General features: G+C 70.4%; 27 protein-coding genes and 1 pseudogene. 17 read left to right on the forward strand and 11 right to left on the reverse strand.

What is annotated here, in order from left to right; genetic code table 11:
* Positions 1–58: 58 nt before the first annotated feature.
* From BDZ31_RS13640 to BDZ31_RS13655, 4 genes are all read right to left on the reverse strand, one after another.
* A complete protein-coding gene (locus BDZ31_RS13640; RefSeq protein WP_183342878.1) occupies positions 59–1,165 on the reverse strand; it encodes a hypothetical protein in 1,107 nt (368 codons plus the stop codon).
* A 104-nt stretch (positions 1,166–1,269) separates the two neighbouring features.
* A complete protein-coding gene (locus tag BDZ31_RS13645; protein ID WP_183342879.1) occupies positions 1,270–2,853 on the reverse strand; it encodes an acetate--CoA ligase in 1,584 nt (527 codons plus the stop codon).
* 139 nt (positions 2,854–2,992) lie between these two features.
* Positions 2,993–4,990: an acetate--CoA ligase gene (acs, locus tag BDZ31_RS13650; RefSeq protein ID WP_183342880.1), complete on the reverse strand. Its 1,998-nt coding sequence runs from the start codon at positions 4,988–4,990 to the stop codon at positions 2,993–2,995.
* A 301-nt stretch (positions 4,991–5,291) separates the two neighbouring features.
* Positions 5,292–5,507: a hypothetical protein gene (locus tag BDZ31_RS13655; protein ID WP_246345151.1), complete on the reverse strand. Its 216-nt coding sequence runs from the start codon at positions 5,505–5,507 to the stop codon at positions 5,292–5,294.
* A gap of 116 nt (positions 5,508–5,623) precedes the next feature.
* Here BDZ31_RS13655 and BDZ31_RS13660 point away from each other — a divergent pair, with 116 nt between their 5' ends.
* Positions 5,624–6,385 carry an alpha/beta fold hydrolase gene (locus BDZ31_RS13660; protein ID WP_183342882.1) on the forward strand — a complete coding sequence of 254 codons (762 nt, stop codon included), beginning with the start codon at positions 5,624–5,626 and terminating at the stop codon, positions 6,383–6,385.
* 75 nt (positions 6,386–6,460) lie between these two features.
* Here the strand turns inward: BDZ31_RS13660 and BDZ31_RS13665 are convergent, their stop codons facing one another.
* Positions 6,461–7,573, reverse strand: coding sequence for a saccharopine dehydrogenase family protein (locus BDZ31_RS13665; protein WP_183342883.1), 1,113 nt, complete (start codon positions 7,571–7,573; stop codon positions 6,461–6,463).
* 182 nt (positions 7,574–7,755) lie between these two features.
* Between BDZ31_RS13665 and BDZ31_RS13670 the strand changes: the two genes are divergently transcribed.
* On the forward strand, positions 7,756–8,568 hold the full coding sequence (locus tag BDZ31_RS13670; RefSeq protein ID WP_183342884.1) for a hypothetical protein: 813 nt from the start codon (positions 7,756–7,758) through the stop codon (positions 8,566–8,568).
* 54 nt (positions 8,569–8,622) lie between these two features.
* On the opposite strand, the gene BDZ31_RS13675 is transcribed toward BDZ31_RS13670, so the two are convergent.
* Entirely contained in the window at positions 8,623–10,329 is a 1,707-nt protein-coding gene (locus BDZ31_RS13675; protein WP_183342885.1) for a diguanylate cyclase domain-containing protein, read from the reverse strand.
* A gap of 241 nt (positions 10,330–10,570) precedes the next feature.
* Between BDZ31_RS13675 and BDZ31_RS13680 the strand changes: the two genes are divergently transcribed.
* Positions 10,571–11,200, forward strand: coding sequence for a hypothetical protein (locus tag BDZ31_RS13680; protein WP_183342886.1), 630 nt, complete (start codon positions 10,571–10,573; stop codon positions 11,198–11,200).
* 1 nt (position 11,201) lies between these two features.
* Here the strand turns inward: BDZ31_RS13680 and bcp are convergent, their stop codons facing one another.
* Entirely contained in the window at positions 11,202–11,687 is a 486-nt protein-coding gene (gene bcp / locus BDZ31_RS13685; RefSeq protein ID WP_343075581.1) for a thioredoxin-dependent thiol peroxidase, read from the reverse strand.
* Positions 11,688–11,712: 25 nt separating this feature from the next.
* Here bcp and BDZ31_RS13690 point away from each other — a divergent pair, with 25 nt between their 5' ends.
* The 7 genes from BDZ31_RS13690 to BDZ31_RS13720 all read left to right on the forward strand — a co-directional run bounded on the left by BDZ31_RS13690 (position 11,713) and on the right by BDZ31_RS13720 (position 16,948).
* On the forward strand, positions 11,713–13,089 hold the full coding sequence (locus BDZ31_RS13690) for a recombinase family protein (RefSeq protein ID WP_183342888.1): 1,377 nt from the start codon (positions 11,713–11,715) through the stop codon (positions 13,087–13,089).
* Positions 13,090–13,247: 158 nt separating this feature from the next.
* Entirely contained in the window at positions 13,248–13,568 is a 321-nt protein-coding gene (locus BDZ31_RS13695) for a hypothetical protein (protein WP_183342889.1), read from the forward strand.
* A 128-nt stretch (positions 13,569–13,696) separates the two neighbouring features.
* A complete protein-coding gene (locus tag BDZ31_RS13700) occupies positions 13,697–14,014 on the forward strand; it encodes a DUF488 family protein (protein ID WP_183342890.1) in 318 nt (105 codons plus the stop codon).
* Between the two features lie 135 nt (positions 14,015–14,149).
* A complete protein-coding gene (locus BDZ31_RS13705; protein WP_183342891.1) occupies positions 14,150–14,530 on the forward strand; it encodes a hypothetical protein in 381 nt (126 codons plus the stop codon).
* Positions 14,530–15,186, forward strand: coding sequence for a hypothetical protein (locus BDZ31_RS13710; protein ID WP_221243052.1), 657 nt, complete (start codon positions 14,530–14,532; stop codon positions 15,184–15,186). The genes BDZ31_RS13705 and BDZ31_RS13710 overlap by 1 nt, the downstream gene beginning before the upstream one ends.
* 16 nt (positions 15,187–15,202) lie before the next feature.
* Complete coding sequence (locus BDZ31_RS13715; RefSeq protein WP_183342893.1) at positions 15,203–15,607, forward strand: HNH endonuclease; 405 nt, start codon at positions 15,203–15,205, stop codon at positions 15,605–15,607.
* A 321-nt stretch (positions 15,608–15,928) separates the two neighbouring features.
* Positions 15,929–16,948, forward strand: a complete 1,020-nt coding sequence (locus BDZ31_RS13720; protein ID WP_183342894.1) for a hypothetical protein — start codon at positions 15,929–15,931, stop codon at positions 16,946–16,948.
* A gap of 99 nt (positions 16,949–17,047) precedes the next feature.
* Here the strand turns inward: BDZ31_RS13720 and BDZ31_RS13725 are convergent, their stop codons facing one another.
* Both BDZ31_RS13725 and BDZ31_RS13730 read right to left on the reverse strand, forming a co-directional pair.
* On the reverse strand, positions 17,048–17,656 hold the full coding sequence (locus tag BDZ31_RS13725) for a hypothetical protein (RefSeq protein ID WP_221243053.1): 609 nt from the start codon (positions 17,654–17,656) through the stop codon (positions 17,048–17,050).
* An 8-nt stretch (positions 17,657–17,664) separates the two neighbouring features.
* Positions 17,665–17,889 carry a hypothetical protein gene (locus BDZ31_RS13730; protein ID WP_183342896.1) on the reverse strand — a complete coding sequence of 75 codons (225 nt, stop codon included), beginning with the start codon at positions 17,887–17,889 and terminating at the stop codon, positions 17,665–17,667.
* Positions 17,890–18,023: 134 nt separating this feature from the next.
* On the opposite strand from BDZ31_RS13730, the gene BDZ31_RS13735 reads away from it, so the two are divergent.
* From BDZ31_RS13735 to BDZ31_RS13755, 5 genes are all read left to right on the forward strand, one after another.
* Entirely contained in the window at positions 18,024–18,560 is a 537-nt protein-coding gene (locus BDZ31_RS13735; RefSeq protein WP_183342897.1) for a hypothetical protein, read from the forward strand.
* 206 nt (positions 18,561–18,766) lie between these two features.
* Positions 18,767–19,171, forward strand: a complete 405-nt coding sequence (locus tag BDZ31_RS13740) for a phage terminase small subunit P27 family (protein ID WP_183342898.1) — start codon at positions 18,767–18,769, stop codon at positions 19,169–19,171.
* A gap of 110 nt (positions 19,172–19,281) precedes the next feature.
* Complete coding sequence (locus tag BDZ31_RS13745; RefSeq protein WP_183342899.1) at positions 19,282–19,620, forward strand: hypothetical protein; 339 nt, start codon at positions 19,282–19,284, stop codon at positions 19,618–19,620.
* 8 nt (positions 19,621–19,628) lie between these two features.
* Positions 19,629–20,102, forward strand: a complete 474-nt coding sequence (locus tag BDZ31_RS13750; protein WP_183342900.1) for a hypothetical protein — start codon at positions 19,629–19,631, stop codon at positions 20,100–20,102.
* Between the two features lie 1,349 nt (positions 20,103–21,451).
* On the forward strand, positions 21,452–22,939 hold the full coding sequence (locus BDZ31_RS13755; protein WP_183342901.1) for a bifunctional DNA primase/polymerase: 1,488 nt from the start codon (positions 21,452–21,454) through the stop codon (positions 22,937–22,939).
* On the opposite strand, the pseudogene BDZ31_RS26235 reads toward BDZ31_RS13755, so the two are convergent.
* Together BDZ31_RS26235 and BDZ31_RS13765 are read right to left on the reverse strand one after the other, a co-directional pair.
* Positions 22,932–23,000, reverse strand: a pseudogene (locus BDZ31_RS26235) (peroxiredoxin); the annotation flags it as partial. The gene BDZ31_RS13755 and the pseudogene BDZ31_RS26235 sit on opposite strands and share 8 nt — an antisense overlap.
* A gap of 76 nt (positions 23,001–23,076) precedes the next feature.
* The gene (locus tag BDZ31_RS13765; RefSeq protein WP_183342902.1) at positions 23,077–23,922 is read right to left on the reverse strand and encodes a DNA-formamidopyrimidine glycosylase family protein; all 846 of its coding nucleotides are present in this window, start codon (positions 23,920–23,922) and stop codon (positions 23,077–23,079) included.
* Between the two features lie 147 nt (positions 23,923–24,069).
* Between BDZ31_RS13765 and BDZ31_RS13770 the strand changes: the two genes are divergently transcribed.
* Positions 24,070–25,464, forward strand: a complete 1,395-nt coding sequence (locus tag BDZ31_RS13770) for a plastocyanin/azurin family copper-binding protein (RefSeq protein ID WP_183342903.1) — start codon at positions 24,070–24,072, stop codon at positions 25,462–25,464.
* A gap of 182 nt (positions 25,465–25,646) precedes the next feature.
* A complete protein-coding gene (locus BDZ31_RS13775) occupies positions 25,647–25,943 on the forward strand; it encodes a hypothetical protein (protein WP_183342904.1) in 297 nt (98 codons plus the stop codon).
* The last annotated feature ends 10 nt before the right edge of the window (positions 25,944–25,953 follow it).

The following is a 25,953-nucleotide window of genomic DNA, read 5'->3' on the forward strand; positions in this document are numbered from 1 at the left end:
CCGGCCGGGCGCGCGGGCGCCGGCGCCGCGGTGCTCGCCGCGGCGCCGGTTGTCTCGCTCAGCGCGTCGCCGGGGCGAAGAAGGTCGAGCGGACGGGGCGTCTGCCCCGCGCGCTCAGCGTGACCTCGACGACGGCGCCGCCGTCGTCGAGGATCGCGGCCCGCTTGGAGGCCGGGATCGCGACCGCGATCGTGCGCGCCGCCTTCCCCGCCGGCAGCCTGCCCGCTCTCGTCGCGACCACGGTCGCGGCGCGGGCGAGCGGCGAGGAGGCGGCCGCGGACGGCGCCGGGCGCACGAAGCCGCGGCCGATCACGCCTCTCCCTCTCCGCGGCGGCAAGAAGACGCGGATCCGGTATCTGCAGCCGCGCGGGCATCTGGCGGTCGCTCTCGCTCTTCTCGCGCCGCGCTCGATCTTCGGCTGCTTCGGGACGACCGGGGCGAGCCGGTCGTCGCCGTCCTCTGATGCGAAGGTGCGGAAGAGCGTCAGCTCGACGTAGATTCTCGAGACGCAGTATCTGAGCTGCGTCGGGACGAAATCGCCGGGGCAGGTCGCCAGCCTGCGATCGGTGTGCCGCCCTCTGAGCCTGATCACGTGGTCGCCCAGATCGCCTCTCGGCACCGTCAGCGCCAGGCGCAGGTGGCCGGGGCCGGTGTCGTTGGAGCGGTGGGAGCGGGCGCCGAGCCGGAGGACGGCCCCGTTGACGGCGCAGTTGAGGTCGAAGGTCGCGATCGAGAACGGCGTGATCCCCATCGCGGCCGGCGCTGCTCTCGGGTCGACGGCGCGCAGCGGGTTCAGCACCCCCGCGAAGGTCTCCTTCACGGCCGTCGTGCTGCAGTTGGTGATGTCGGGCGGAGAGGTGTCGTTGTTCTGGTACGCCAGCTCCGCGCCGACGCCGTAGAAGCGCGCGCCGCTCGCCATCCGCTGCGTCAGCAGCGCGCCGTCGATGAATCTGAGGCCGCGGAACCAGCCGTTCACGCCCATGCCCGCGGAGATCGCGCGGGTCACCTTGCCGCTCTCGGTCGCCTCTTCGCTGCTGTAGTCGACGCCGGCGACCATCCAGGCGTCGTAGACGTATCTGACCTCGGCGTGCGCGGCGGGCGCGGCGGCGGCGAGCGCGAGCGCCGCCGCGCCTGCGGCGGCCAGCGCGCGTGCGCTGACGGACATGGGGACTCCTGCGTCGGGGGACCGGTGCCCGCGCCAGGCTGCCGTCAGCGGCGCCGCGCCGCAACGGGGCGTTCCCTCGTCGCGGCGGGCGCGGGAGCCGCGCCCTACCCGCCAGCTCTCGCCCGCTCCGCCTCGAGCTGGCGCAGCTCGATGCGGCGGATCTTGCCGGTCAGCGTCTTCGGCAGGCCGTCGACGAACTCGAGCTTGCGCGGATAGGCGTAGGCGGAGAGGCGGTCGCGCACGAACGCTCTCAGCTCGTCGGCGAGCGCGTCGGAGGGATCGTGGCCGGCGGCGAGCACGACGAACGCCTTCACGACCATCCCGCGCCGCTCGTCGGGCGAGGCGACGACCGCCGCCTCCGCGACCGCCGGGTGCTCGAGGCAGACCGATTCGACCTCGAACGGGCCGATGCGGTAGCCGGCGGCGATGATGACGTCGTCGGCGCGGCCCTCGTACCAGTAGTAGCCCTCCGCGTCCTGGGAGGCGGCGTCCTTGGTGTGGAACCACTCGCCGCCGAACGTCTCCTCGCTCGCCTCCGGCTTCTCCCAGTAGCCGAGCGGATAGTGGGGGTTGGAGCGGGCGCGCAGGCAGATCTCGCCGCGCTCCCCCTGCCCCACCGGCTGCTCGTCCTCGTCGAGGATCCGCACGTCCCAGCCCGGCATCGGCTTGCCCATCGACCCCTCCCGCACCTCCATGAAGGGATAGTTGGCGACGAGCGGATACGACTCCGACAGCCCGTAGTAGTCGAGCACGGTGACGCCGTACTGCTCGCGGAACCAGCGGATCGCCTCCGGGTTGAGCGGCTCGCCGGCGCTGCAGACCCGCCGGAACCGCTGCGGGTAGCGGTCGCCGGCGTCGGCGATCGTCATCATCGAGCGCATCGCCGTCGGCGTCGTGAAGACGTTCGTCACCTCGTGGCGGGAGAGGAAGTCGAGCTGTCTGTGCGGGTCGAAGCCGCCCTCGCGCCGGTAGACGCACTGGACGGCGCCGTAGCGCCACGGCCCCAGCAGCGGTGCGATCCCGGCCGCCCACGCCCACTCCCCCATCCCGTGGAAGCGCTCGCCGTCCCGCACCTCGTGGCAGTAGCGGAACTCCTCGTGCGCGAGCAGGTAGCGGTGGGCGTGGACGATCCCCTTCGCCAGCCCGGTCGTGCCGGAGGTGTAGTAGAGCTGCGCCGGGTCCTCAGCGGCGGTGTCGACCGGCTCGAACTGCTGGGCGCCGGTCGCGAGCAGGTCGTCGTCGAGGATCAGCACCCGCTCGACCAGCGCCTGGTCTATCCGTCCGGCGTTCTCGGCGTCGGTGACGAGCACGCGGGCGCGCGAGTCGGTCAGGCGATGGCGGATCCCCTCGTCGCCGTAGAGGACCGACATCGACAGCAGCAGCGCGCCGCACTTCCACGTGCCGAAGAAGGCGGCGGCCGTCTCCGGCGTCGGCGGCAGCAGCATCGCGACGCGGTCGCCGCGCTCGACGCCGGCGGTCCGCAGCACGCTGGCGAAGCGGTTGGACTTCTCCTGCAGCTCGCCCCACAGGACCTCTCGCACGTCGCCGCGGAAGTCCTCGTGGATCATCGCGAGCTTGCCCGGCGGATGCTTGTCGCAGACGTCGTGCGCGATGTTGTAGCGCTCGGGCACGATCCAGCGATGCTGGGCGCACGCCTCCTCGTAGGAGCTGAAGCCGGTCGTCGCCATCGGTGCTCTCCTCCGCGTGGACTTGCACCGATCCTCTCCCCGGTGCGCATCACCGTCAACCGCGTGCGGCGCAACGGCGCGAGTTCCCGCCGGCGCCGCGAGCGTCTCGGCGCCGACGTGGAACTCGCAGGGCGAAGCCCTATCTCTCCTGCGACTGCGCTTCCTGGATCTGCGATTCGAGCGCGGCCATCACGCTCGGGTCGCGCAGGGTCGTGACGTCGCCCAGGGCGCGGCCCTCGGCGATGTCGCGCAGGAGGCGGCGCATGATCTTGCCCGAGCGGGTCTTCGGCAGGTCGTCGGCCCAGATGATCCGCTTCGGGCGGGCGAACTTGCCGATCCGCTCGGCGACGACGCCGCCGATCTCGGCGACCAGCTCGTCGCTGCCCTCGATGTCGCCCTGGAGCGTGACGAAGGCGGCGATCGCCTGGCCGGTCTGCTCGTCGGACTGCCCGATCACGGCCGCCTCGGCGACCTTCTCGTGCGCGACGATCGCCGACTCGACCTCCGCGGTCGAGAGGCGGTGGCCGGAGACGTTCACGACGTCGTCGATCCGCCCGATGATCCAGAAGTAGCCGTCTCTGTCGGTGCGGGCGGCATCGCCGACGACGTACGTCTCCTTGCCGAGGCGGGAGAAGTAGGTCTCGACGAAGCGCTCGGGCTCTCTGTAGAGCGTGCGCAGCATCGACGGCCACGGCTGGGTCAGCACCAGCAGCCCCTGACCGCTCTCGACCGGTCTGCCGTCGGCTTCGCTGACGACCTCGGCGCGTATGCCGGGGAACGGCGTCGTCGCCGAGCCGGGCTTCGTCTCCGTGATCCCGGGCAGCGGCGTGATCATGATCGCGCCGGTCTCCGTCTGCCACCACGTGTCGACGATCGGGCAGCGGCCGCCGCCGATCACCTGGTGGTACCAGAGCCACGCCTTCGGGTTGATCGGCTCGCCGACCGAGCCGAGCAGCCGCAGCGAGGAGAGGTCGTGTCTCTCCGGGAGCTCGTGGCCCCACTTGATGAAGGTGCGGATCGCGGTCGGGGCGGCGTAGAGGATCGTCGCTCTCGTCTTCTCGACGACCTCCCACCAGATCCCTCTGTGCGGGTAGTCGGGCGCGCCCTCCCACATCACCGAGGTCGCCCCGTTGGCGAGCGGGCCGTAGACGATGTAGGAGTGGCCGGTGATCCAGCCGACGTCGGCGGCGCACCAGTAGACGTCGCTCTCCGGCTTCAGGTCGAAGACGTATCTGTGGGTCGCCGCGACGCCGGTCAGATAGCCGCCGGTCGTGTGCAGGATCCCCTTCGGCGAGGCGGTCGAGCCCGACGTGTAGAGGATGAACAGCGGATGCTCGGCGTCGAGCGGCTCGGCCGGGCAGTCGGGCGCCGCGGCGGCGCAGACCTCGTCGTACCAGACGTCCCTGCCGTCGGCCATCGGCACGTCGGCGATCCCGGCGTGTCTGACGACGACGATCGTCTTCAGCGTCTCCAGGTCGCCCATGTGCTCGTCGACGGTCGCCTTGATCGGCGCGGTCTTGCCCTTGCGGCGGGCGCCGTCGACGGTGACGAGCACCTTCGCCTCGGAGAACTCCATCCGCTCCTTGACCGACTCGGCGCTGAAGCCGCCGAAGACGACGTTGTGCGGTGCGCCGATGCGGGCGCAGGCGAGCATCGCGACGACGACCTCGGGGATCATCGGCAGGTAGATCCCGACGACGTCGCCCTGCCGCACGCCGAGGTCCTTCAGCGCGTTCGCGAACCGCTGCACGTCGCGCAGCAGGTCGGCGTAGGTGACGTCGCGGACCTCGCCCTCCTCGCCGTGCCAGTGGTAGGCGACGCGGTCGCCGCGGCCGGCCTCGACGTGGCGGTCGAGGCAGTTGTGCGAGACGTTCAGCTTCCCGCCCGTGAACCACTTGTAGAACGGCGGATCGGAGTCGTCGAGGACGGTCTCCCAGCGCTCGAACCAGTCGAGCGACTCGGCCTGTCTGGACCACCACGCCTGCGGGTCGGCGGCCGCCTGCTCGTAGATCGCCGGGTCGCTCAGCAGCGCATCGCGCTTGAACGCCGGCGAGGGCTCGAAGCGCTCGATCTCGAGCATCTGGTCGAGCTGCTGCTCGAGCGACGTGCCCGAGCCTCCTGTTGCGGTGTCTGCCATCTCGCTCCTCTCGTGTCCGGCGTGCCCGCCGACATTTGTACCCCTATGGGCACGGCAAGGCATTTCCGCTGGCTGAAACGCCGCGTCGGCTCGGCGCGACCGGGTTGGGATCGCCCGACTGCCAACGATCCCGGAGTGACAGAGCTGGAGGACCCCGAGCTCTCCGCCGCCGACATGGAGGCCGCGCTGGAGCGCCTGCCGCAGGCGCCGGCGATCGGGGAGCGACGGCACGCGGACACCGGCTCGCGCCGCGCGGCGCGAGCCGCGCGGTCGCTCCGGTGCCGGGCCGCGCTCGCGCCGGCTACTGCAGGCCCGAGCGCGCTTCGCGCACGAGCGTGACCGCCTCGGGGAAGACGACCGCCATCACGCTGCGGATCTGGTTCGCCTGCTCCTCGGTGGTGCCCTGGATGTTGACGCGGTTGATCGCCGCGACCGTCAGGTCGACGGCCAGCTTGATCGCGTTGTCGGCCCAGGCGAGTCTCTGGGCGCCCTGCATCTGGTCCGCGAACTCCGCCATGCGGCGCTGAAGCTCGTCCGGATCGCCGAAAAGTCCTCCGAATCCTTCCATTCGCAAGATGCTACTCCCCGCGAGGTGCCGGCCCGGCGGGCGGGCGACGGACTAGGCTCCCGGGCATGAGCGAGCCGGAGCGGATCGAGGGCGCGGGAGTCGAGCTGGCGATCGAGCAGCGCGGCGCCGGTCGGCCGGTCCTGCTGGTCCACGACCTCGCCGCCGACCGCCGCTCGCTCGCCCCGCTCGCCGCCGCGGCGCACGCGCTCGGGGCGCGTGCGATCGCCTACGACCGCCGCGGCTACGGCGACAGCGGAGCGCCCGAGCCGTACGAGGGCACGACCGTCCAGGAGCAGGCGCAGGACGCGGTCGCGCTGCTGGGCGCGCTCGACGCGGCCGGCGGCGACGCGATCGCGGTCGGCGACGGCTTCGGCGCGCTGGTCGTGCTCGACCTGCTCGTGCGGCTGCCCGGCCTGCTCGCCGGCGCGGTGCTCGTCGCGCCGCCGCTCAACCAGCTCTCCGACAGCGCCGCGGCGGTCCTCTCGACGCAGCGCGAGCTGCTGGAGGCGGCGCTGCGCGACGGCGGCCCGGCCGACGCCGTCGAGGCGTGGCGACCGGACGCCGACGCCGGCGTGAGAGCGGCCCACCGCGCCTTCTTCGCCGACTTCGGCGGCCTGTCGAGCTGGCCGGTCTCGCGGCGGGAGCTGCGCGCGGTCGCCGTGCCGGTCTTCGTCGTCACCGGCAGCGCGACCCCGCCCCACCTGCTGGAGACCTCCGACGCGCTCGCCGGGCTGCTCGGCGACGGACGGCGGCTGCATGGCGAGGCCGTCGAGGGCGCCGGCGCCGGCGACCCGCTGCCGGCGCTGCGCGAGCTGCTCGGCGCCTGAGCCCGGCGCCGCCGCGAGCTGCGTACGTCCGTACCCCTCTGCGGGGTACGGACGTACGCAGCTCGCCTTCGGGCCTCAGGCCGGCAGCGGGTCGAGCGCCCAGCCGACGCCGGCCGGGGCGAGGGCGTCGAGGAAGCCGGCGGCGTCGAAGGCGCTCGCCGGGCTCAGCACGCCGACGGCCGCGTGGTCGCCGGCGCGCAGGCGGACGGCGCCCTCGACGACGGTCGCCGCCGTCAGGCCGTAGACGTCGCTGCCGGTGACCGTTCCGCCGCGGACGCGGCCGTCCTCGCCGCGGGCGACGGCGACGACGGCGAAGCGGGCGGCGCGCCGCCGCTCCTCGGGCGGTCCCTCCGGGAGCCGGTCGACGACGGCGTCGACGAGCCGTCCCAGCGGCGTGCGCAGCGCGAGCGTGACGGCCGGCGCCAGCAGCGGGACCAGCGGCGCGGCGCGGCGGCTGCCGGCGAGCGTCTCGACCGTCATCAGCGTCGTCAGCGTCCGGGTCTCGACGTGGCGCGGGACCATCGCCACCTCGCCCGACGGAAATGGCATCACCGGCTGGCGGCCGAACGGCGGCGGGAACGGGAAGGTGGCCCGCGGGACCCGCAGCGGCGCCCTGTGCCAGCCGCCGTCCCGCCACACCTCGCCGCCGTCGGCGGCCTGGCCGAGCGCCGTCCGCGTCGTCCCGCGCGTCGGCCGCACGCCGCGCGTCGCGTAGGCGATCGTCAGCTCGCCCAGCGGCTCCAGGCCCTGCGCGGCGAGATGGGCGATCAGGTCCCCGGGGACGTAGTCGAAGCCCATCGCCGGGACGACCGCGACCTCGGCGGCGCGGGCGGCGTCGCCGTAGCGCGCGTGCGCGAACTGGATGTAGGACTGCTCGCCGGTCGTGTCGACGTAGTGGGTGCCGGTCTCGACCGCGGCGCGCAGGATCGGCTCGCCGATCCGGGCGAACGGCCCGGCGCAGTCGATCACGACCGCGCAGTCGCCGAGCAGGTGGCGCAGGCCGTCGCGGTCGTCGAGCTCGACCGCGCGCGTCGGCATGTCGCCGCCGAGCTGCTCGGCGAGGCGGGCGAGCTTGTCGGGATCGCGCCCGGCGACGATCGCGTCGAGGCCGCGGCGCCGCAGCTCGCGGGCGACGAGCGCGCCCGTGTAGCCGGTCGCGCCGTAGACAGCGATCGCCCCGTCCGCCATCGCGCGAGTCTACCCGCCGTCGAGGCCCGCGCGAGCGGGATCGGGGAGCTCCGGCGGGCGTCGGCGCCCGGGCGCGCGCCACCGGCGAGGGGCACGCCGCGCGTCGCGGAGCGCCCGGATAGCATGTGCGGCCCATGGTCACGAACGAGCTTGTCGAGGCGGAGACGCGAGACCGCCGGCGCGTGGCCATCGTCGCGGTCCTCGCCGCGGTCCTGACGCTCGCCGCCCCGCTGGTGGCGCGCGCCATCATCGGCACCGACCCGACCGACAACGCGCTGACGCGCGCCCTGGTCCAGGCCGACAACCGCGGCGCGATCCTGCTCAGCGCCGCCCTGTCGGTGCTCGGCCTGCTCGGGATCACCTTCGTGCTCGACTTCCTGCTGCGCGGCGCGCGCGCCCGCGACACGTCGATCCAGCCGTACGTGCGGATCCTGCTGCTCGTCGGCGGCATCGGCCTCGCGCTCTTCACCGGCGTGATCCAGGCGATCACCTCGCTGCGGCTCGAGCATTGGGCGACCGAGGGCACCCAGACGTGGGAGGAGCTGCGCGACGCCTCCAACTACGGCCCGTACGTCTTCTTCGGGATAGCGGCGCAGCTGGCGTTCGCGTTCGCGTTCGTGCTCGTCAGCCTCAACGCGATGAGAGTCGGGCTGCTGACGCGCTTCCTCGGCTACCTCGGCGTCATCAGCGCGGTGCTGTTCGTGCTGGCGGTGCTGCCGCTGCCGATCGTGCAGGCCTACTGGCTGGCGATGATCGGGCTGCTGCTGTGGAACGTGCGCGGCCCGAGAGAGCCGCCGGCGTGGCAGCTCGGCGAGGCGGTGCCGTGGCCGTCGTCGGCCGAGCTGCGCGAGCAGCGCGTGCGCGCCGCGGAGGCGCGCCGCGGCGGCGGCGAGCGGGAGCCGGAGCCGGTCGGCGCCGGCGACGACGCCGAGGCCGACGCGGGCGCCCGCCCGGTCCCGGCGAGCGCCCGCAAGAAGCGCAAGAAGCGGCGCTGACCGCACGCGGCCGCCGGCGCTGAAGCGGCCCGCGCGTCGCGCGCGGGCCCGACCTCACGCGCTGCCGGCGTCGTCCCCCGGGACGCGGTCCCACTCCTCCAGCGCGCCGGCGCGGTGGAGCGTGCGCAGCGCGATCGCCGGCGCCGCCATGAACTGCTCGCCGACGAGCCGCTCGACGCGCGCGATCGCCTCCGCCAGCGGGATCGGCGCGGAGTACACCCGGCCGACCGTCATCACGTCGATCGCGTCGGCGACGCTCAGCAGCGCCGCGCCGAGCGGGATCTCGTGCGCCCGCAGACCGTCGGGGTAGCCGTCGCCGTCGGGGCGCTCGTGATGGGCGCGGACCCACGCGACCTGCTCGTCGGTGAGCACGTCCTGCAGGATGTCGGCGCCGAGCGCGGCATGGCGTCGGACGACGGCCTGCTGCTCGGGCGTGAGACGGTCGCCGTTCAGCAGGATCGCGTCGGGGACGCCGATCTTGCCGACGTCGTGGACGAGCGCCGCCTCGCGCAGCGCGCGGATCCGCCGCTCCGACCAGCCGCAGGCGCGGCCGAGCTGCTCGGACAGGTCGGCGACCCGCTCGGAGTGCTGCCGCGTGCTCGGGTCCTTCGCGTCGATCGCGCGCGCGAGCGCGGTGATGCCGGCGAGCGTCTGCCGGCGCAGCAGCGTCTCGGCGCGGTCGGTCGGCGACAGCTCGCTGACGATCGAGGCGTCGAAGGTGCAGACGAGGTCGCGGCCGTTGAGCTTGGCCCAGTAGAGCGCGCCGTCGGCGCACGCGAACAGCAGCTCGCCGTGGCCGGCCGCGTCGAGGTCGGCGAGCCCGGCGGAGGCGGTCAGCTCGCAGCCGGCCTCGCCGAACGGGGCGCGCGCCACCGCGGCGCAGGCGCGCTCGACCTCGGCGCGCGCCTCGTGCCGGGTCAGCCCCGGCAGCACGAGCGCGAACTCGTCGCCGCCGATGCGCGCGAGCAGACGCCCCGGCTCGACGGCCGCCTCGATCCGACGCCCGACCTGGGCGAGGATCGCGTCGCCGGTGAGATGGCCGTGGAGGTCGTTGACGTCGCGGAAGCGGTCGAGGTCGAGCACCGCGACCGACAGCGTGCGGCCGTGCCGCGCCGCCTCGGCCGCCTGCTCGCGCAGGGTCGCGTGGAAGACGCGGTGGTTGGCGAGGCCGGTGACCGGGTCGGTCGCCGCCAGCCGCGCGAGGCGGTCGTGGGCGTCGGCGTTGCCGATCGCGACGCTGAGCAGCTCGGCGAACTCGACATGACGCGAGGTCGCGACGTCGTCGAACGCGTCGAGCCTGCTGCTCGAGAGCCCGAGCGCGCCCCAAAGCCGTCCCTCGACGTGGATCGGGACCTGCAGCCAGGAGCGCCGGCCGAGGTCCCACAGCGAGCTCGTCCGCGGGTCGCCGTCGACGTGCCCCGCGACCGGTCCGCGCGTCCGTCTCAGCTCCGCGAAGGCGTCTCTGTCGGGGACCGCCTCCCCCGTGTGAAACAGCGCGACCGGATGCTCGTTCCACATCCCGACGACGCGCACCTCCCGCTCCCCGTCGAAGCGGAAGACGGCGGCGCCTTCGACGCCGTGGACGTGCGCGACCTCCTGCGCCACCTGGGCGAACAGCCTCGGCGGCGGAACCTGCCGCGCGACCGCGCTCGCTATCCGCGACAGCGCGGCGACGATCCGTGCGCTCCCCCGCTCCGGCTCGCGCCCGCCGCGCTCGATCCCGCTCCACTCCCCGGTCGACTTCGGCCCAGCTCCCTCCACCGCTGGGATCCTCGCCCACGCGGACGACCCGCGCCCGGATCGTGGCGCTCCCCCGCTCCGCGTGTCAGCGCACCGGCGACCGCGCCCCGTCGGCCGCCGTTCTGTGCTTGCGGCGCGCGGCCACCAGCCGCTCCAGCGGCAGACGCGGCGGCGCTTGCGGAAATGCAAAGCCCCGGCCGCATAACTCCCTTGCAGGAGTCCTAGGCGGGACCGGGGCGTCACGAAGTAGGGTAGCGCGATCGTGGTGCCCAACCAAGCTCAGAGTTGGCTTTCGTCAGCCCGTTTCCAACCGTTCTTGGATGAGGCCGCCGGCGACCACGAACGGGCGCTTGAGCTGTACGACTGGCACGCGGACTTGGCGGCGGCGTGCTTCGGGATGGTCCACCACTTCGAGGTTCTCGTCCGCAACGCGATCGACGCCGTGCTCGGCGACGGCCAGCCGCAGGACCCGATCCGCGACACATGGCTGATGGACTTCGGAATCCTCCAGCCCGACGGTGTGAAGCAGGTGATCGTCGCCGTCGAGCGCCTCGACAGAGGCAAAGCGGTCACACGCGGCCGCGTCGTCGCCGGCGTCTCGTTCGGCTTCTGGGCCGGCCTCTTCAGCAAGACCTACGAAGAGCTGTGGCGTCACCAGCTTCGCCACGCCTTTCCTCACGGCTCCGTCGTCCGAAGAGATCTGACCCAGCGCATGCGTCTGCTCCAACGCTTCCGCAACCGCATCGCGCACCACGACTGCTTGCTCAAGCAAGACATCGCCACGCGATGCGACGACATGCTCCTCATCGCTGGCTGGATCGACCCGCACGCCGAGCGCTGGCTCGCCGAACGCACCCGCGTCCCGGCGCTGCTCGACGCGCGGCCGATCTGAGCTACGCCGCCGCGCTCAGCTGCTCCAGGACCTTCAGCACCTCGTCGTCGTGCGTTCTCGGCGAGACTCTCGGGATCACGTGGACGACGGTGCCCTCGCCGTCGATCACGAAGGTCGCGCGCTGGGCGCCCCAGAATCTCTTGCCGTACATGCTCTTCTCGGCCCAGACGCCGTAGGCCTCGCAGACGGCGTGGTCCTCGTCGCCGAGGAGGGTGAAGTCGAGCGCGAACTTGTCGGCGAATCTCTTCACCTTGGCGTAGGGGTCGGGCGAGACGCCGATCACGACGGCGCCGGCCTCGGCGTAGTTGGGCAGGTGGTCGCGCACGCCGCACGCCTGCGTCGTGCAGCCGGGCGTGTCCACTTTGGGGTAAAAATACAGTACAATGGTCTTACCCTGCAGACCCGACAGACGCACCGGATCTCCGTTCTGATCCGGCAGCTCGAAGTCAGGTGCCTGCTGGCCCGTCTCGATCATCGTTCGCTCCATTCAGCCTGGGAGGTTCCGCCGCAGTATGGCTGCCGCCAGACAACGACGCGCGCTCGGAGTCGTCCGCGTATCGCGCGTCGCGGGACGCGACGGCAGAGGCGCCAGAGACGACAGAGGCGATCGACTTCTCTCGCCCGCCGAACAGCGCGACCGGATCGAGCGGCTCTGCGAACGAGAGAGACTCGACCTCCTCGACCTCAACGTCCAGCCCGAGCTGAACACCTCCGGCGGCGACCCGCTCTCCAAGCGCGAGGGACTCCGCACCGCCATCGAGGCAGTCGAGGCGGGCAGGGCGGAAGTGATCGTCGTCGCCTACTTCGACCGGCTGGTGCGATCGCTCAGAGTCCAAGCCGAAGTGCTCGAACGAATCGAGGCAGCCGGCGGCAGAGTACTCGCTGCCGATGTAGGCGAGATCAGCGGCGAGACGGCCGCCAAGTGGCTCTCGGCCACTATGCTCGGGATGGTCAGCGAGTACGTGCGCCGCACCACCGCCGAGCGGACGAGAGGCGCCCAGCGGCGCGCCGTCGAGGAGGGTCGGCCACCGTTCCCGCTGATCCCCGGTCTCATCCGCGTCAAGGAGCGCGTCGAGATCGATCACGACCTCGCCGACGTCGTGCGCGAAGCCGTTGCGATGCGCGCTCGGAAGGAGACGATCGCCAGCATCCGCGGGCACCTTCGCAGCCAGGGGATCGAACGGTCGTATCACGGCGTGCAGTCGTTGATCTCGTCACGGCTGCTGATCGGTGAAGTCGTCTTCGGCGACTACCGTGGCAGCGTGCCAGCACTGATCGAGGACCGGGCGCTCTGGGAGAAGGCCCAACGCGCGAGAGTCCCGCGAGGCCGGCGGCCGAGATCGGACCGCCTGCTTGCTCGACTCGGCGTCCTGCGCTGCGGCACCTGTGGCGCTCGCATGGTTGTCGGAAGTGCCAACAACCGCCAGTACCCGCTCTACCGCTGCCCGCCAGTCGGGGACTGCACCCGGCGGGTGACGATCAGCGCAGAGTTGGTCGAAGGCACCGTGGTCGATCACGTGAAGCTGTTGCTCGCCGACCTGAACGGCAGAGCCTCCGCAGACCAAGGGATGCTTGCTGCGTCTGCACGGCTCGATCGCACCCAGGAAGAGCTGGACGCCGCCATCCGCGCGTTCTCCGCGCTCGGCGACGAACCGGCAGCGGTCGCACGACTCGCGGAGCTGAGAGCCAACCGCGACGCAGCGCGCGACGAATACGAGCGGATGGCCGACACCCAGGCCGCACTGACCATCACCGTCGCCGACTGGGACGACCTCACCCGTGACGAGCAGCGCGACCTGATCAGTGCCGTGATCGAGACCGTGACCGTTCAGCCTGGGCGTGGCGCTGATCGCATCGCTGTTCATCCACGAGCGCTAGCCGCCTCATGAGACGCCGGTTGGCGGCTGCGGCCGTGTCGGCCGGTCAGTCTGCTCGGGCACCCTCGGAAGGTCGCTCGCGCCAATTCTCAGCTCCGCTGAATTCATGTGCGTGTGTCGTGTAGCCAGCCATACTGATGGTCTATTTCAACCATCCACAGGAGGCAACGATGAGCGTGCAGTCGAAGGTAGATGACAGAGCGACCAAGGCCCGTGAGCGGGCGGCGGCAAGAGCGACGCCCGAGATCGCGAAGGTCCTCAACGACGGCCAGCGGATCAGACTCGCGGCACTGATCGAGAAGGTCGCGAAGGACGCGGCCGACACCGGCCTCAACGAGTACGACGAGACGGTGATGAAGCGGCTCGGCAACACGGTCGTGAAGCACGGCCTGCTCGTCGGCTACACGGCCGCGAAGTACGGCGACGGCGCATGGCTGGCGAGATCGACCAGCAGGACGCTCGCGAGAGCGTTCGAGGCCGCGAAGTCATGACCGTCCCGCTCGTCACGAGCTACTGGCGGGCGGTCCTCGCAGACGCGAGGGGAAGCAACCAACGCCCGGCCTACACGCCAGTCGCTGCAAGTGTTGGACTGCCTCGCGGCGTCCGGTGGGCCAATGCGATGCGGTGCTCGGAGATCACGCCGTGGGGACTCGTCAGCGCCAAGGCGAAGGAACTGACGGCGGACGAGTGGCGCGAGCGCTACGTCGCCCGCTTGGAGCGCCACGGCGTCGAGAAGATCCAACAGCGCTTCGAGACGCTCTACCGCGAGTACGGCAAGCACCCGCTCGCGCTGCTGTGCTGGGAGGAGAACCCGGCCGACTGCCACCGCAGCTACTTCGCTGACTGGTGGGCGGCGAGAACCAGCCAGGTCGTGCCCGAGGCGATCGGCCTCGACAGGCAATCGCTGATGCTCTCGCTCAGCGGCGCGCTGTTCTGAATTTGCGCGCAGTCTCGGCGCCGAGACAGTGAGCGTCATATCATCTGTATAACGACCCGGTTCCTTCCGCTGTGCGGCGTAACGTTCTCCAAGCGATCGTCACGGAACGCGCCGACGACAAGGAGAGGCAGCACGATGCAGCAGCAAGAACGCCCTGAGGCGGTGAACGCGGCGTCCGTCGCCTTCGCCGACCTGATCCGGCAGAAGGCCCGAAGAGGTCGCATCTCGTTCACGGCTGAGCCACCGGCCCAGCCCAGCGGCGGCGTGGCTCTTCTCGCTGATCTGCAAGCGGCCCGACAGTCCGGTGATCGAGTGCGGATCGCGGCAGCCGAGGCCGCTGTCGATGTCGCTGTCGAGGAGGCATGCGAGAAGGTGCGCGAGAGCGCCGCTCGCCAGCAACAGCGCAGCACGACCCGGCAGCCGATCTGGCCGGCAGGCGCTCAGGCGCCCGAGCCGCCGGACGAGTTCGCACAGTTCGAGCAACTGTTGCGTCGGAAGATCGGGCGGGTGGCGTGATGTCTGAGCTGAAGCCGATCGACCTGGACTCGCCGATGTCGTCCGGTCCCTACCAGGGGCCGCCGCCCGAGGTGATCTCGCATCCGCTGATCGCTGACGCCGTGGGCGGCTACTTGAAGGCGCGAGCTGAGGCCCGCGCCGCACGCCAGGACGTGACCGAGCTGGAGCATCAGCTCCCGAACGCCGAGCAGGCCGACAAGGAGGCGCTCGCAGACGCCATCGCTGCCGGTAGAAGAGATCCCGGCACCAAGCACGCTGACGCCCACCGGGCGAAGATCGAGCAGGCGAGACGGACCGCCGAGGCGTACACGGTGATCGAGCAGCGTCGTCTAGCCGACCTTCAGCCCGTGCTCGACCAAGGTCAGGAGGAGTGGTTCGCGCAGGCGACTGACGACGTTCGACGCCTGGAAGCTGAACGGATCTCGGCGATCAAGATGCTGGCTGAGGTCAACAACCGCCTCGACCACGCTCGCAGTGTGTGGAACTTCGCTCGCGGTGGCCGCTACCACGCTCTCGACGTGTTCAAGACCCAAGCCGGCGAGCGCACTACGGTCAGCGTGATCGGTGAGCTGCTCGACCACGCGAAGCAGCCGTGGCCGAAGACGCCGAGAAGACCGCGGTTCACCGGCGGGCCGATGATCGCTTCGCACGGCTGAGGTAGCACCAGCGCCGATGACCGCCCGCCCCTGTATCGAGCGGTTGCCGGACGGTCGCGGCTGCCCCGAGTACGCGGAGCCGGGCGGCTCCCGGTGCGCCGGGCACGAGGCCGAGCACGAACGCAACCGCCGTACGCCCTCACAGAGGGTCACCGAGACGCAGCGCTGGCGGAAGCTGCGCAGACACCTGATCGCCACCCGTCCCCACGTCTGCGGGATCTGCGGCAAGCGCATCCTCCACGAGCGCGACATCGAAGCCGATCACGTCGTGGAGGTCGTGAACGGCGGCAGGCCGTACGACCCCGCGAACGTCCAGCTCACCCACAAGCGCTGCAACCGCGCGAAGCGGGCCAGAGCGATCCGCAGGCCGTCACCCGCTGGTCGCGGCTACCGCCCACCGTGGACGCTCGGCGAGGACTGAATGCCCCGAACGATCCCAGGCGATCTCCGGCCCTCTCGCCATCCAGACCCACGCACCTACTCGGACACCCGACTTGACGGCGTATGCGGCGGTTCTGTGGCTCTCGCGACGGTGTCCGGGGGTCCCGGCCGATAGCCGCAAGAGCGCAGCACCCCCGGCTCGCTACCTCGCGCGGTCTAGCCGACCAGATCTGATCGCTGAACTGCCCAGAGAGGCGGCTGACCGTGAGAGACTCACGACGCTTCGCGTACCGGGTGCGACAAGGAGGACGTTCTCGTGGCTCAGTGTTTCTGTGGATGTGGCCGGAAGGTCAAGTTCGGCATGCGCGCCGTCAACAAGCGCGGAGCGATCATCCGTGCCGACGTGGCTGTCGTAGAACGGCTCGTAGAGCGTGGCATGAAGTCGCCCAACAGTGAGGCGTTCGTCCACGACGGCCTTCTGATGTGCGCCGATCTTGCCGAGGCAGTGCATGCCGGTGTCAATCCCGGACCGGTGCTCCAGGAGCAAACGGCCGGCTTCATGGCCTTCGCGCGGCAGAACTTCAGCGAACCCGTCCTCGGGCGCAACCTCCGTGAGGCCGGTCTGTCCGTCGACCAAGCGGTAGCTGAGATTGGTGCTGGGACGCTTGACCCGTTCGAGAATGTCGACTACCCGTTCAAGGAAGCGCCCTATGACGACGCCGATGCCGAGAAGTTGGCAACGACTTCGCCCGACCTCGGGGAGGATTTCGTCGTCATCCCCCATGACGAGGCACAGCGAATCGCGCACGAGATCGCGGACAAGGCTGCCGCAATGTTCGAAGAACTCGCGCCACCTCCCGACGAAGTCCTGAGCATTCTGCAAATCGGCCTGCTCGGGGTGCTCAACGTTCAAGGGCGCGACCCCGACGACGTGCAGCCCGATGCCCTTCTCGTGGGCCAGACGATCGCGCGTATGGGCTTCAACGTCCGCATGCTTGAGTTCGAGGGCTACAACAGCGCACGCGAAGCCGATCTCGACTTCCTGCACGTCTTCCAAGAATGGGCCGAAGATCCTGAGTTTGGCGGCCCCGGCATGGACCTCACGATCACCGAAGCGGCAGCTCAAATCGCATCCGCCGAAACCCTCGACGCCGACCCTGACGACTCAGCGGCGTTCCTGTGGCGCGTTCCTGGTCTCGGGGGCGCTATCCGCACACTCGCTGCCCAGCGGTGCGTCCTGGCCGCCACGATCATCGATGAGTCAGGCGACCGCCGCAGCTGGGAGCACGTCAACAGCGAAGACCTGCTCCGCACCTGGATCTTCGGATTCGCCGTCCGCTACATGGTCGAGCTTCTCAACGACGGCGAGCGCATGCACTGACCGCCGGCACGCTCCTCAAAGAACACCGGGGCACTCGGCGTCCCGCCGGCACAGCTCCTCGCCGCGATCGACTGACGCGGCATCCCTAGCGGGGAGATCTCATCCCCACCATCTGTCCTGTGGCCGTTCGGCTTCCACCAGTCTGCGCAAGGCGTTGTCGCGCCGGATCGCTGCGGCTCTCGCAAGCTCTCCCACTCCAGCCCGGATCTCCCGCTCATCGACGCTTCCTGCGAGTGCCAGCAGCATGTTCGCAACGCTCTCGCGGGCGTCTCTCGGGCTGCTGAACCATGCGTTCGGGTTCGTGAATCTGCCCGCCGCCGCCGGCCCCAACGCGAGCCGAATGTACTCAGCCGTCCGTCTGGTCCAATCCTCCATCTCGGCTATGCCCCGCTGCCACGCGAACACGCCGGGCCGCGACGTCGCAACGTTCAGCTCTTCCCATGCCGCCACCAGCTCGGCCTCGACCACGCTCGCCACGCCACGATGGTCGCTCTCCCGTTGCAGAGCCAGCCCGGCCAGCACCGACAACACGAGCAGCACACCAAGCACGCCCGCAAGCGCCCACGCAGGCCCGACCGCGACACCGAGAATCGTCGGGCTTGCGATCAACGCGATCGCAGCGACGACCCACTGCACGACCGTCTGGACGTCGCCCGCGAGGGAAAGAGGTCGCCCAAGCCGAACCAGGTAGCGCCCGACCGATCGCATGCCGACGTCTACAAGCCCGGCGAGACGCCACGCGCAGCGAATCTCTCCATGAGGTTGTCGCGCTCATCAGCAACCCGACTGAGGTCCTTCGCAGCCAACGAGATCGCGTTGCACGCCCACTGCTCGTCCCCAGCAGCCAGGTGTCTCGCGGCCTCTTCAACCGTGGCCAACAGCTTCCCTGCGTCCTTCTCCATCTCCGCGATGTATTCCGCGACGGTTGGTCCCGTGCCCATGGCAGCTCCTCCGGTCGTAGGAGGCGCGAGCCTACGCCAACCGCCGCATGCGGGATCGCAGTTCCGGCCCGACCCCGCTCCGTCCAGCAAGCCGCCCTGCCCCACCCGCTTGCATCTCCCCATACGCTCCGCGCATGCTGCCGCCCGTCTACTCCGCGATCGAGGTCCGCGACGTGCTGCTCCCCGTGCTGACGTTCGCGGGCGGGCTGATCGGTGTTCTCGTTGCCGGCCGCATGAACCGGAACACGCTCACCGCGCTCCAGAGCAGACAGGCAGCGGAAGAGAGAGCACTGCACGAGGCGCGCCGCGAAGAAGAAGCCCGAGGCGAACGACGGATGGCACTCGGCGCGGCGAAGGTGCTCAGCGAAGAACTCCGGCGTAGCGCGCTGCTGCTTGAGCTCATGAGAACCGAAGCGGGAGACCCCGGCAACCGTGCAGAACGACACGCCGAAGAGCTGCCACTCAGGATCCGCGCCGAAGACCTGGCGCTGCTCGCCCGGCACATGACCGACGACGCATGGCTCAAGCTCGCAGAAGCACGGGCACGGCTCGACCAGGAACGCTGGGACTACGAGTACTCCGACTTCCTGAACATGAACGACACGCTCGGCGCGATCGAGGACGCCCAGGGTGCGCTGCTTGACGAACTGATCCCATCGCTGTCCGAGTAGACCCACCCCCATCACCCCCAGCCGGCGGACCTCTCCCATTCACCCCCACCTCGCCTCACGGCGCTGCGAAATACAGCGAAAACGCCTGTGAAGCTGCGAGACTGGTCGTGATGAGAGGTCGCCGCCCGAAGAGCGTTGAGGTCAAGCTCCGCGAGGGCAACGTCGGCAGACGCACCCAGCCGGTGATGCTGGTGTCGGGTCGTCCGATGCCCGAGGAGCTGGTCGACCCGCCCGAGCACCTGCCGAAGGACGCGCAGGAGTTCTGGCGGGAAGTCGTCCCGCAGCTCGCGAGCATCGGGATGGTCGACCGGATCGACAAGGTCGTGTTGGAGCTGCTCTGCACCCAGTACGCCCGAGCCCGCCAGGCTCAGCGTGTAGTGACCGAAGATGGGCACTTCGCCCTCGGTGCTGCTGGCCAAATCAAGGAGCACCCGGCCGTGAAGATCGAGCGTGAGGCGACGATCGTCTTCCTCCGCCTCTGCGAGCAGGTCGGCATCGGCCCGGTCGCCCGCGCACGCCTCGGGCTGGCGAGCCTCCACGGCCGGGCGCTGGCGAACGAGATGGACTCGGCGTTCGGCCCGGTGCATCTGACGCCAGTCGGCCAGGGCTGACCGTCAGCGGCGATTGGGCGTGAGACAGCAGCGCGCCATGCCCGGCACGTTTCTCGCTTGACGCTGGGCGGCGGCGCCCTTCAGGATGCCTTCCCCCGAGGAGGAGAGACATGCCGCGACAGGACACCATCCAGCAGATCATCGCCACGTACGGGCGGCTGGCCAGCGAGGCGCACTACCGGCCAATGGCGCCGAGCGACGGTCTCGGCAACATCACCGTCCCAGAGGAAGAACTCGACCTCGAAGCCGAGGCAACCGACTACATGCAGCGCTGGGACGACGAGGAGGACAACGGCAGGTTCTACATCGGGACCTGCAACTTCGAGACGCGGCCCGCGACGATCTTCGCCGTGGAAGCTGCCCGCATGCTGTGCGCCACAGAGGACGACACCGCCCTCCGCCTTCTGCGCATGGCTGTCGCCGAACTGGAAGCACAGCAGGACGAGTAGGCGGCGCGATGGCCGATCCCGCGACCATCCTGGTCGTCGCCGGGGGACTGTGCGAGGCGACCGGCATCGGCATCGCGTTCTACGAACTTGCGCTGATCCGTAGCCATGAGTTCGGGGTTGCCCTGCCCTGGGCGAGAAGGCGCTTGGAACACCGCGACGGACACGCAAACCGGGCCGGGTTCGGTGCCAGCCCGGCCGGTTACAGCGTGCCAGCGCGAGAGCATGTGCGCCGTCGAGTGAGCATTGAGGACGAGATGCAGTGGGGTCGAGACCTCAACACCGCCGTCGACCGAACCATGCGCGAGATCACGGAACAGTCCCAACGGGATGACGCACGCATGAAGGCCGAACTCCAGGCCGAGCGCGCTCGAGAAGAGATGAGGCGGAAAGCCATTCTCCGACCCTCGCTCCAGCGCCAAGGGATCGGACTCGTGCTCGTCCTCATCGGACTTGTGCTGGGCACGATCGGCGGCCTGCTGTAGCCGCGGCCGGCTATGGCTCGCCGCTACTCCACGAGCAGCAGATCGTCGGGCGACACGCCCCGCTCGGCGAGCCGATCCCGGCGCTGCTCGACGCGGTATCGGTCGCGTGCCCACGCTGCGGTGCACGGTTTGCATTCGGAGCGCACGTAGCCTCGGCTGGCGGTGAACTCCTCGATCGCCTTCGTCTCGCCGCACCACGAGCACCGCTTGTCGATCGCGGCCGGCGCTCTTGGCCGGTGCGCTCTCCCGTAGGCGCATTGCACGCTCCGCACCGCCGCTCACGACCACCGGCCGACCGACGGCTGGTGGGGAATTGGTCCAGCGGCTTCGTCTCGCCGCAGACACGGCACACACGGGCCGCCTCGACAGGCACAGTCATGCTCATGGCCGGGATCGTCGCCGTGCGGCTGGACGGACAACCCTCTGTGCGTCTCGGCGCTGAGACACGGCGAGAACCTGACCACAATTCACGACTCCTGGCCACGTTAGTTCAACGACGTCGAGATCGAGCTAGAGGAGCTGCGCGGAGGCGAAAATCGTAGGACCAAGTGCCGGTTCAGACGTCGAGCCAATCGAACCTGCCCACAACAACAAACACTGCTCCGAGATATGGCCAGGTTCGCCGTCCCGACCGACGCGCCGCGTAGCCTCGATCGTGTCGTACGGCAGGAGGGCGTCGCCGCGGATCAGAGGGCGGCGCCCTCCGTCTACATCCGGCGAGCTGGGTACAGTCAGCAGCGAGCGGGTCGGTCCCCAACCTTCTCCTGCTCGCTGTGCCAGACGATCCTGCGTCGTCTCCTTGTGTCGAAGCCCGCCCCGCTCTCCTCAGTGTCGGGGCGGGTTTCTTCATGTGTCCGGCATGCCGGCTACGGTCTCCGGTAACCCAGCCCTCACGGGGACCGAGCGGTCTGGGACGAACACTGAGGAGCAGTACCGATGCAGCACCAGGCGCTTGTCGCCGAGCAGCACAGCAACTCTCACCCCGGCGACGACGTGCTGATCGCCGAGGCGGTCGCAGACATCGCTGGCGATCCGGAGCTTCGTCGGCTCCAACGGCAGTGCATGCAGCGGGCGAGCATCGATCCGCGATCGTGGGAGGCAGCCGTCATGCGCGGCGGCACGAGACGTGGAGCGCGCGCAACCAGAGCGGCCCGAACTTCGTCACGACCACGAGGAGCCGGACGGCCGGCTCCCCGACGTCGCGTCACCCGCTCTTCGTCGTCCAGCAGCGACGACGACGGCCCAGCAGAACCAGCACCAGCTCTCACCCCGACAGCGCGCGCTGATGCTCAGCGAGTGCTCGACCGAGCCGCCCGCCGCATCCTGGCCGAGCGGCTGGAGCGACAGCCATGACGGGTGTCAACACCGCGCTGGAGCTTCACCAGCGCGGCTTCTGGCTGATCCCGTTGGCGGCCGGCAGCAAGACGCCGAACTTCCGGGTGCTCAACGCTGTGTACGACGGCACCGCCGGATGGGGTGGTCTCACCGACCGTCGCGCGAGCGTCCCCGAGATCACGGCGTGGTTCGAGCACGACCCGAGAACGAACGTCGGGATCGTCGTCACGGACGGCATGGTCGTGGTCGACGTTGACGACCCCAGCCGCTTCGACCACCACCACCCGCCCACACCGACCGTCCGCACCCGGCGCGGATTCCACCTCTACTTCGCCGGCCGCCACGCCGGGGTCGCGAAGACCGCGTGGGGCGAGGTCCGGGGCACTGGCTCGTACGTCGTCGCCCCGCCGAGCGTCGTGGACGGCCATACCTACGAGTGGCCACTCGGTCTCGACCGGGCCGAGCTTGCACCGCTGCCCGAGTGGGCTTCGACCTCACCCCTCACTACTAGGACCAATGGTCCTAGTAGAACGTCTAGAGAGACGGGGTCCGACGAAGCGCTGACCAGAAGCGCGATGGCGGTCGCAGCAGCACTCCGATCGATGGGTCGCCCCGATGCTCTTGATCCTGCTGGTGAGCGTCAGCGCGACTTCGCGTGTCTGCTGCCTGGCCACGACGATGCACACCCGTCCGCCACGGTCTTCCGGTCTGCGAGCGGAGCGTTCCGGTATCGGTGCCGGGGATGTGGCGCGAACCTGTCGCTCGCTCGGCTGTTCGCGACCGTCACGACGGGGAGGCATGTCGCCGACGACGAGATGCGTGGCCCGACTGCCGCACGGTGGCTGAGGCGGCTGTGGCATCAGGCCGGCTTCGAACCGGTGACGATCGCGGGCAGACTGCCGCAGGGCGTTTCCGTGACGGCGATGGAGCTGGCCGCCGGCTTCCGGCTGCTGGCCGCGCTGCGAGACGACGACGAGACGATCCCGTACACCGCCTTGTTCGCGGCCGGCTGGTGCAACCTGGACCTCGAAGCGGCCAAGGCCGGCCTGAAGGAGCTGCGGGCCTGCGGGTGGCTCAGACCGACCGGCCCGAGCCGACCGGGCGTCGGCTACCTGTACGAGACGCCGTCAGAGGATCGTGCGGCCGAGTCTGGCGCCGTGGATGTTCTCCCACCAGATCGCCCGGCACCGATCGAAAGACATGACCGCGTCCCCGTTCTCCACCCAGCGAGCGAACGCGGTGACGAGCGTCAGGTGCGCGTCGCAGAGTTCCTCCCCGACGACAGCCTCGTCGTCGCAGCAAGCAGCACAGCAGCGGTTGGTCTCCATGCGATGGAGCGTACGCGCAGCGTCGGAGCGGTTGCCGGCTGTCTCGACGCCGAGACGGAAGAGTGTGGCCAGCGCTGGCGGCGCAAGCCAGGTTACTTCTTTTTCAACCCTTCCTCTCGGCCTTCGGATAGAAGTAGAGGACGACCGTCTTGCCCGCGAGGTCGGACAGGCTGACGTCGTTGCCGTCCTGGTCGGGAAGCGTGAACTGCGGAGCCTTCTCGCCGGTCTCGATCATGGGTGCCTTTCGGTCTTCGCGGATCGTCGAGGGCGGAGGATACGAGACGGCCGCGGGCGCGGCGGCCGGGCGCCCGCTACTTCAGCAGCCGCGACAAGCGGCGGTCCTTCAGCGCTCTCCCGCCGGTCTGCTCGCGCGGGCAGTAGGCGATCACGTAGTCCTCGTAGTGGACGGCCTTCAGCTCCTCGCCGCAGCGCGGGCACGGGCTGCCCTCGTGGCGGTGGACCCGCAGCGGCAGCGGCAGTCTGTCTCTCAGCGGCAGCGACAGTCTCCGCTCGTAGACCTCGAGCGCGCCGCCAAGGATCGCGACGGTCGCCGCGCGCAGGCGCTCCGCCTCCTCCTCCGAGAGGTCTCTGCCGCGCTTGAACGGCGACAGCCTCGCCTCCCACAGGATCTCGTCGACCCACGAGCGGCCGATGCCGGCGATCGTGCGCTGGTCGCGCAGCAGCGTGTGCAGCGGCCGCGGCTGCGCCAGCAGCGGCAGGAACGGCGGCGGGTCGGGCCACGCCTCCGGGCCGAGCGACGCGACCGACTCCTCGGCGTCGAGCTCCTCCGCGCGCAGCAGCTTCGCCCACGCGCGCTGCTTGGTGCCGAACTCGCGCAGCCGCAGCTCGCGGCCGTCGTCGAGCCGGACCAGCACGCGCGAGGTTCTGTCGCGCAGGCCCGCCCGTCTGTCATAGAGCTGCAGGCGGCCGGCCGACATCAAGTGGATCAGCAGCACGAGGCCGGCGTCGCTCTCGACGACCAGCTGCTTCCCGCGCCGCGAGACGCCGGTCAACGTCGAGCCGTCGAGCGCGTGCAGCGGCGGGTCGAAGGTCTTCAGCGCGTTGACGCCGGGCGCGAGCGTCGACTCGACGCGGGCGCCGGCGACCGCCTCGCCGATCAGGCGGGCGGTGATCTCGACCTCGGGCAGCTCGGGCATGCCAGCTCAGGCTAGCCGGTCGCGGGGACCGCCCCGCCCCTCCGCGGCGGCACGGGCCGTCGCGCTCTGAACGGAGGCGTTTGCAACGGGCGTCGCCGCGCCCGTATCCTCGCCTGTCGAGAGACGGTCCCCGAGAGAGGTGGAGCTGTGGCACGCAGACGGTCGGTTCGCATCCTCGCGCTGGCGCTCGCGCTGACGCTGCTGGCGGCCGCGTCGGCCTCGGCCGCCACCCAGACGGTCAAGAAGACCTTCGGCCCGATCAGAATCGGCGGCTACGAGGTCAAGCAGAACACGACCGTCGGCGTCCCCAACGCCGGCGTCGACGGCTACATCACCGACATGAAGGTGAACGTCGTCGACAGAGCCGGCAAGCCGCTGCCGATCTCGCGCATCATGCTCCACCACGTCGTCTTCCTGAACATGGGCGGCCCCGGCGATCCGCGCATGGACCGCACCTGCGGCCAGTTCACGCTGTGGAACTCGCGCGACACGCTGCCGGCGCTGGCCGAGCGCTTCTACGCCGCCGGCGAGGAGCGGGCCGAGATGCACCTGCCGCCCGGCTACGGCTACCGCGTCTCCAGCAGAGACACGTGGTTCATGGTCTGGATGCTGATGAACCACCGGCAGCAGCCCGACGAGGCGTACGTGCAGTACGAGATGACGGTCGAGACCGAGCAGCCGCTGAAGGCGGTGACGCCCTACTGGCTCGACGTCGCAAACTGCGCCGTCGACCCGATCTACAACGTCCCCGGCAACGGCCGGCCGGGCACCGTCCACAGACGCAGCTCGGAGTTCACCGTCCGCGAGTCGGGCCGGCTGGTCGCGGGCCTCGGCCACGTCCACGGCGGCGGCCAGAGCCTGACGGTGACGCAGCCGACCTGCGAGAACCGCGAGGTGGCGCGCTTCCTGCCGACGTGGGGCTCGCGCAGACACCCCTTCTACAACGTCCGGCCGATCCTCCACGAGCCCGGCCCGATCGACGTCACGGCGATGCAGACGCCGACCGGCATCCCGGTCACGGCCGGCTCGACGCTGGCGCTGACCTCCAACTACGAGGGCTCGCTGCCGCACACGCGCGTGATGGGGATCGCGCTCGCCTACGTCGCGCCCGACGAGGCCGTCACCGACCCGTGCGGCGCGCTCCCGGGCGACATCACGTACTCGAAGCGGCCGGCCGGCCGCAGCGCCCCGCCGCGCTTCACCGTCCCGCTGACCGGGATCGATCCCGACACCGGCAGAGCGGTGACGATCAAGGCGCCGCCCGGCAGACGGGTCGCGCTGCGCAACGGCGCGACGGTCGACATCCGCCGCTTCGCCTTCTCGCGCCCGAACATCGCGCTCAAGAAGGGCGCGAGACTGACGTGGCGGTTCCGCGACAGAGGCGAGATCCACAACGTCACGCTCGCCTCCGGCCCGATCGGCTTCGGCTCGGACAACAAGGACAGAGGCAGCTTCTCGCAGCGCTTCACCAAGCGCGGCACCTACCGCATCTTCTGCGCGCTGCACCCGGTCGCGATGACCGAGTCGATCGTCGTCAAGTGACGTTCGCGCCGCCCCGCTGATCGCCCGCGGGGCGGCGCTCTGCGCGTCGAACAGGAAAGCGGTGCCGAACGCCGCAACTCACGGCCTCGACGGTGGTTAAGAAAGTCGTCACCGATGCTTGAGCGAACCGTTCCGAACCCGTTATGGCGGCTTAACGGCCGCCGAGAAGACTGGCGGACATGATGACCGAGATCCTTCTGATCGCCGGGCCGGAGGGACATGACGAGGAGCTCGTCGCCTCCGCCGCCGCACACCATCCGCATCATGTGACCGTGCTGATCGAGGCCGGCGATCCGGCCTGGTCGTGGAGCGAGACGAACGTCGCCCGCCGGCGCCGCCACCGCCTCGCGAAGCTGCTGACCGCGACCGAGCTGACCACCGGCGCCGCCGTCGTCGGCCTCGTCGGCGACCCCGCCCACCTCGAGCTCGGCGGCTTCGACGCGATCGTCGACAGCCGCAACCTCCTCACCGCAGCCTGACCTTCCGCGT

It is taken from the genome of Conexibacter arvalis (genome assembly GCF_014199525.1).
GTDB lineage: Bacteria > Actinomycetota > Thermoleophilia > Solirubrobacterales > Solirubrobacteraceae > Conexibacter > Conexibacter arvalis.

What these genes read in the sequence shown, in the direction of transcription:
- BDZ31_RS13745 (WP_183342899.1), top strand. Translation starts at nt 19,282, where the DNA reads ATGCCGCGACAGGACACCATCCAGCAGATCATCGCCACGTACGGGCGG.
- BDZ31_RS13730 (WP_183342896.1), bottom strand. Translation starts at nt 17,889, where the DNA reads ATGGGCACGGGACCAACCGTCGCGGAATACATCGCGGAGATGGAGAAG.
- BDZ31_RS13715 (WP_183342893.1), top strand. Translation starts at nt 15,203, where the DNA reads ATGACCGCCCGCCCCTGTATCGAGCGGTTGCCGGACGGTCGCGGCTGC.
- BDZ31_RS13705 (WP_183342891.1), top strand. Translation starts at nt 14,150, where the DNA reads ATGCAGCAGCAAGAACGCCCTGAGGCGGTGAACGCGGCGTCCGTCGCC.
- BDZ31_RS13655 (WP_246345151.1), bottom strand. Translation starts at nt 5,507, where the DNA reads ATGGCGGAGTTCGCGGACCAGATGCAGGGCGCCCAGAGACTCGCCTGG.
- BDZ31_RS13720 (WP_183342894.1), top strand. Translation starts at nt 15,929, where the DNA reads ATGCGCGCCGTCAACAAGCGCGGAGCGATCATCCGTGCCGACGTGGCT.
- BDZ31_RS13640 (WP_183342878.1), bottom strand. Translation starts at nt 1,165, where the DNA reads ATGTCCGTCAGCGCACGCGCGCTGGCCGCCGCAGGCGCGGCGGCGCTC.
- BDZ31_RS13645 (WP_183342879.1), bottom strand. Translation starts at nt 2,853, where the DNA reads ATGGCGACGACCGGCTTCAGCTCCTACGAGGAGGCGTGCGCCCAGCAT.
- BDZ31_RS13740 (WP_183342898.1), top strand. Translation starts at nt 18,767, where the DNA reads ATGCCCGAGGAGCTGGTCGACCCGCCCGAGCACCTGCCGAAGGACGCG.
- BDZ31_RS13755 (WP_183342901.1), top strand. Translation starts at nt 21,452, where the DNA reads ATGACGGGTGTCAACACCGCGCTGGAGCTTCACCAGCGCGGCTTCTGG.
- BDZ31_RS13775 (WP_183342904.1), top strand. Translation starts at nt 25,647, where the DNA reads ATGACCGAGATCCTTCTGATCGCCGGGCCGGAGGGACATGACGAGGAG.
- BDZ31_RS13750 (WP_183342900.1), top strand. Translation starts at nt 19,629, where the DNA reads ATGGCCGATCCCGCGACCATCCTGGTCGTCGCCGGGGGACTGTGCGAG.
- bcp (WP_343075581.1), bottom strand. Translation starts at nt 11,687, where the DNA reads ATGGAGCGAACGATGATCGAGACGGGCCAGCAGGCACCTGACTTCGAG.
- acs (WP_183342880.1), bottom strand. Translation starts at nt 4,990, where the DNA reads ATGGCAGACACCGCAACAGGAGGCTCGGGCACGTCGCTCGAGCAGCAG.
- BDZ31_RS13665 (WP_183342883.1), bottom strand. Translation starts at nt 7,573, where the DNA reads ATGGCGGACGGGGCGATCGCTGTCTACGGCGCGACCGGCTACACGGGC.
- BDZ31_RS13660 (WP_183342882.1), top strand. Translation starts at nt 5,624, where the DNA reads ATGAGCGAGCCGGAGCGGATCGAGGGCGCGGGAGTCGAGCTGGCGATC.
- BDZ31_RS13690 (WP_183342888.1), top strand. Translation starts at nt 11,713, where the DNA reads ATGGCTGCCGCCAGACAACGACGCGCGCTCGGAGTCGTCCGCGTATCG.
- BDZ31_RS13700 (WP_183342890.1), top strand. Translation starts at nt 13,697, where the DNA reads ATGCGGTGCTCGGAGATCACGCCGTGGGGACTCGTCAGCGCCAAGGCG.
- BDZ31_RS13710 (WP_221243052.1), top strand. Translation starts at nt 14,530, where the DNA reads ATGTCTGAGCTGAAGCCGATCGACCTGGACTCGCCGATGTCGTCCGGT.
- BDZ31_RS13735 (WP_183342897.1), top strand. Translation starts at nt 18,024, where the DNA reads ATGCTGCCGCCCGTCTACTCCGCGATCGAGGTCCGCGACGTGCTGCTC.
- BDZ31_RS13695 (WP_183342889.1), top strand. Translation starts at nt 13,248, where the DNA reads ATGAGCGTGCAGTCGAAGGTAGATGACAGAGCGACCAAGGCCCGTGAG.
- BDZ31_RS13725 (WP_221243053.1), bottom strand. Translation starts at nt 17,656, where the DNA reads ATGCGATCGGTCGGGCGCTACCTGGTTCGGCTTGGGCGACCTCTTTCC.
- BDZ31_RS13765 (WP_183342902.1), bottom strand. Translation starts at nt 23,922, where the DNA reads ATGCCCGAGCTGCCCGAGGTCGAGATCACCGCCCGCCTGATCGGCGAG.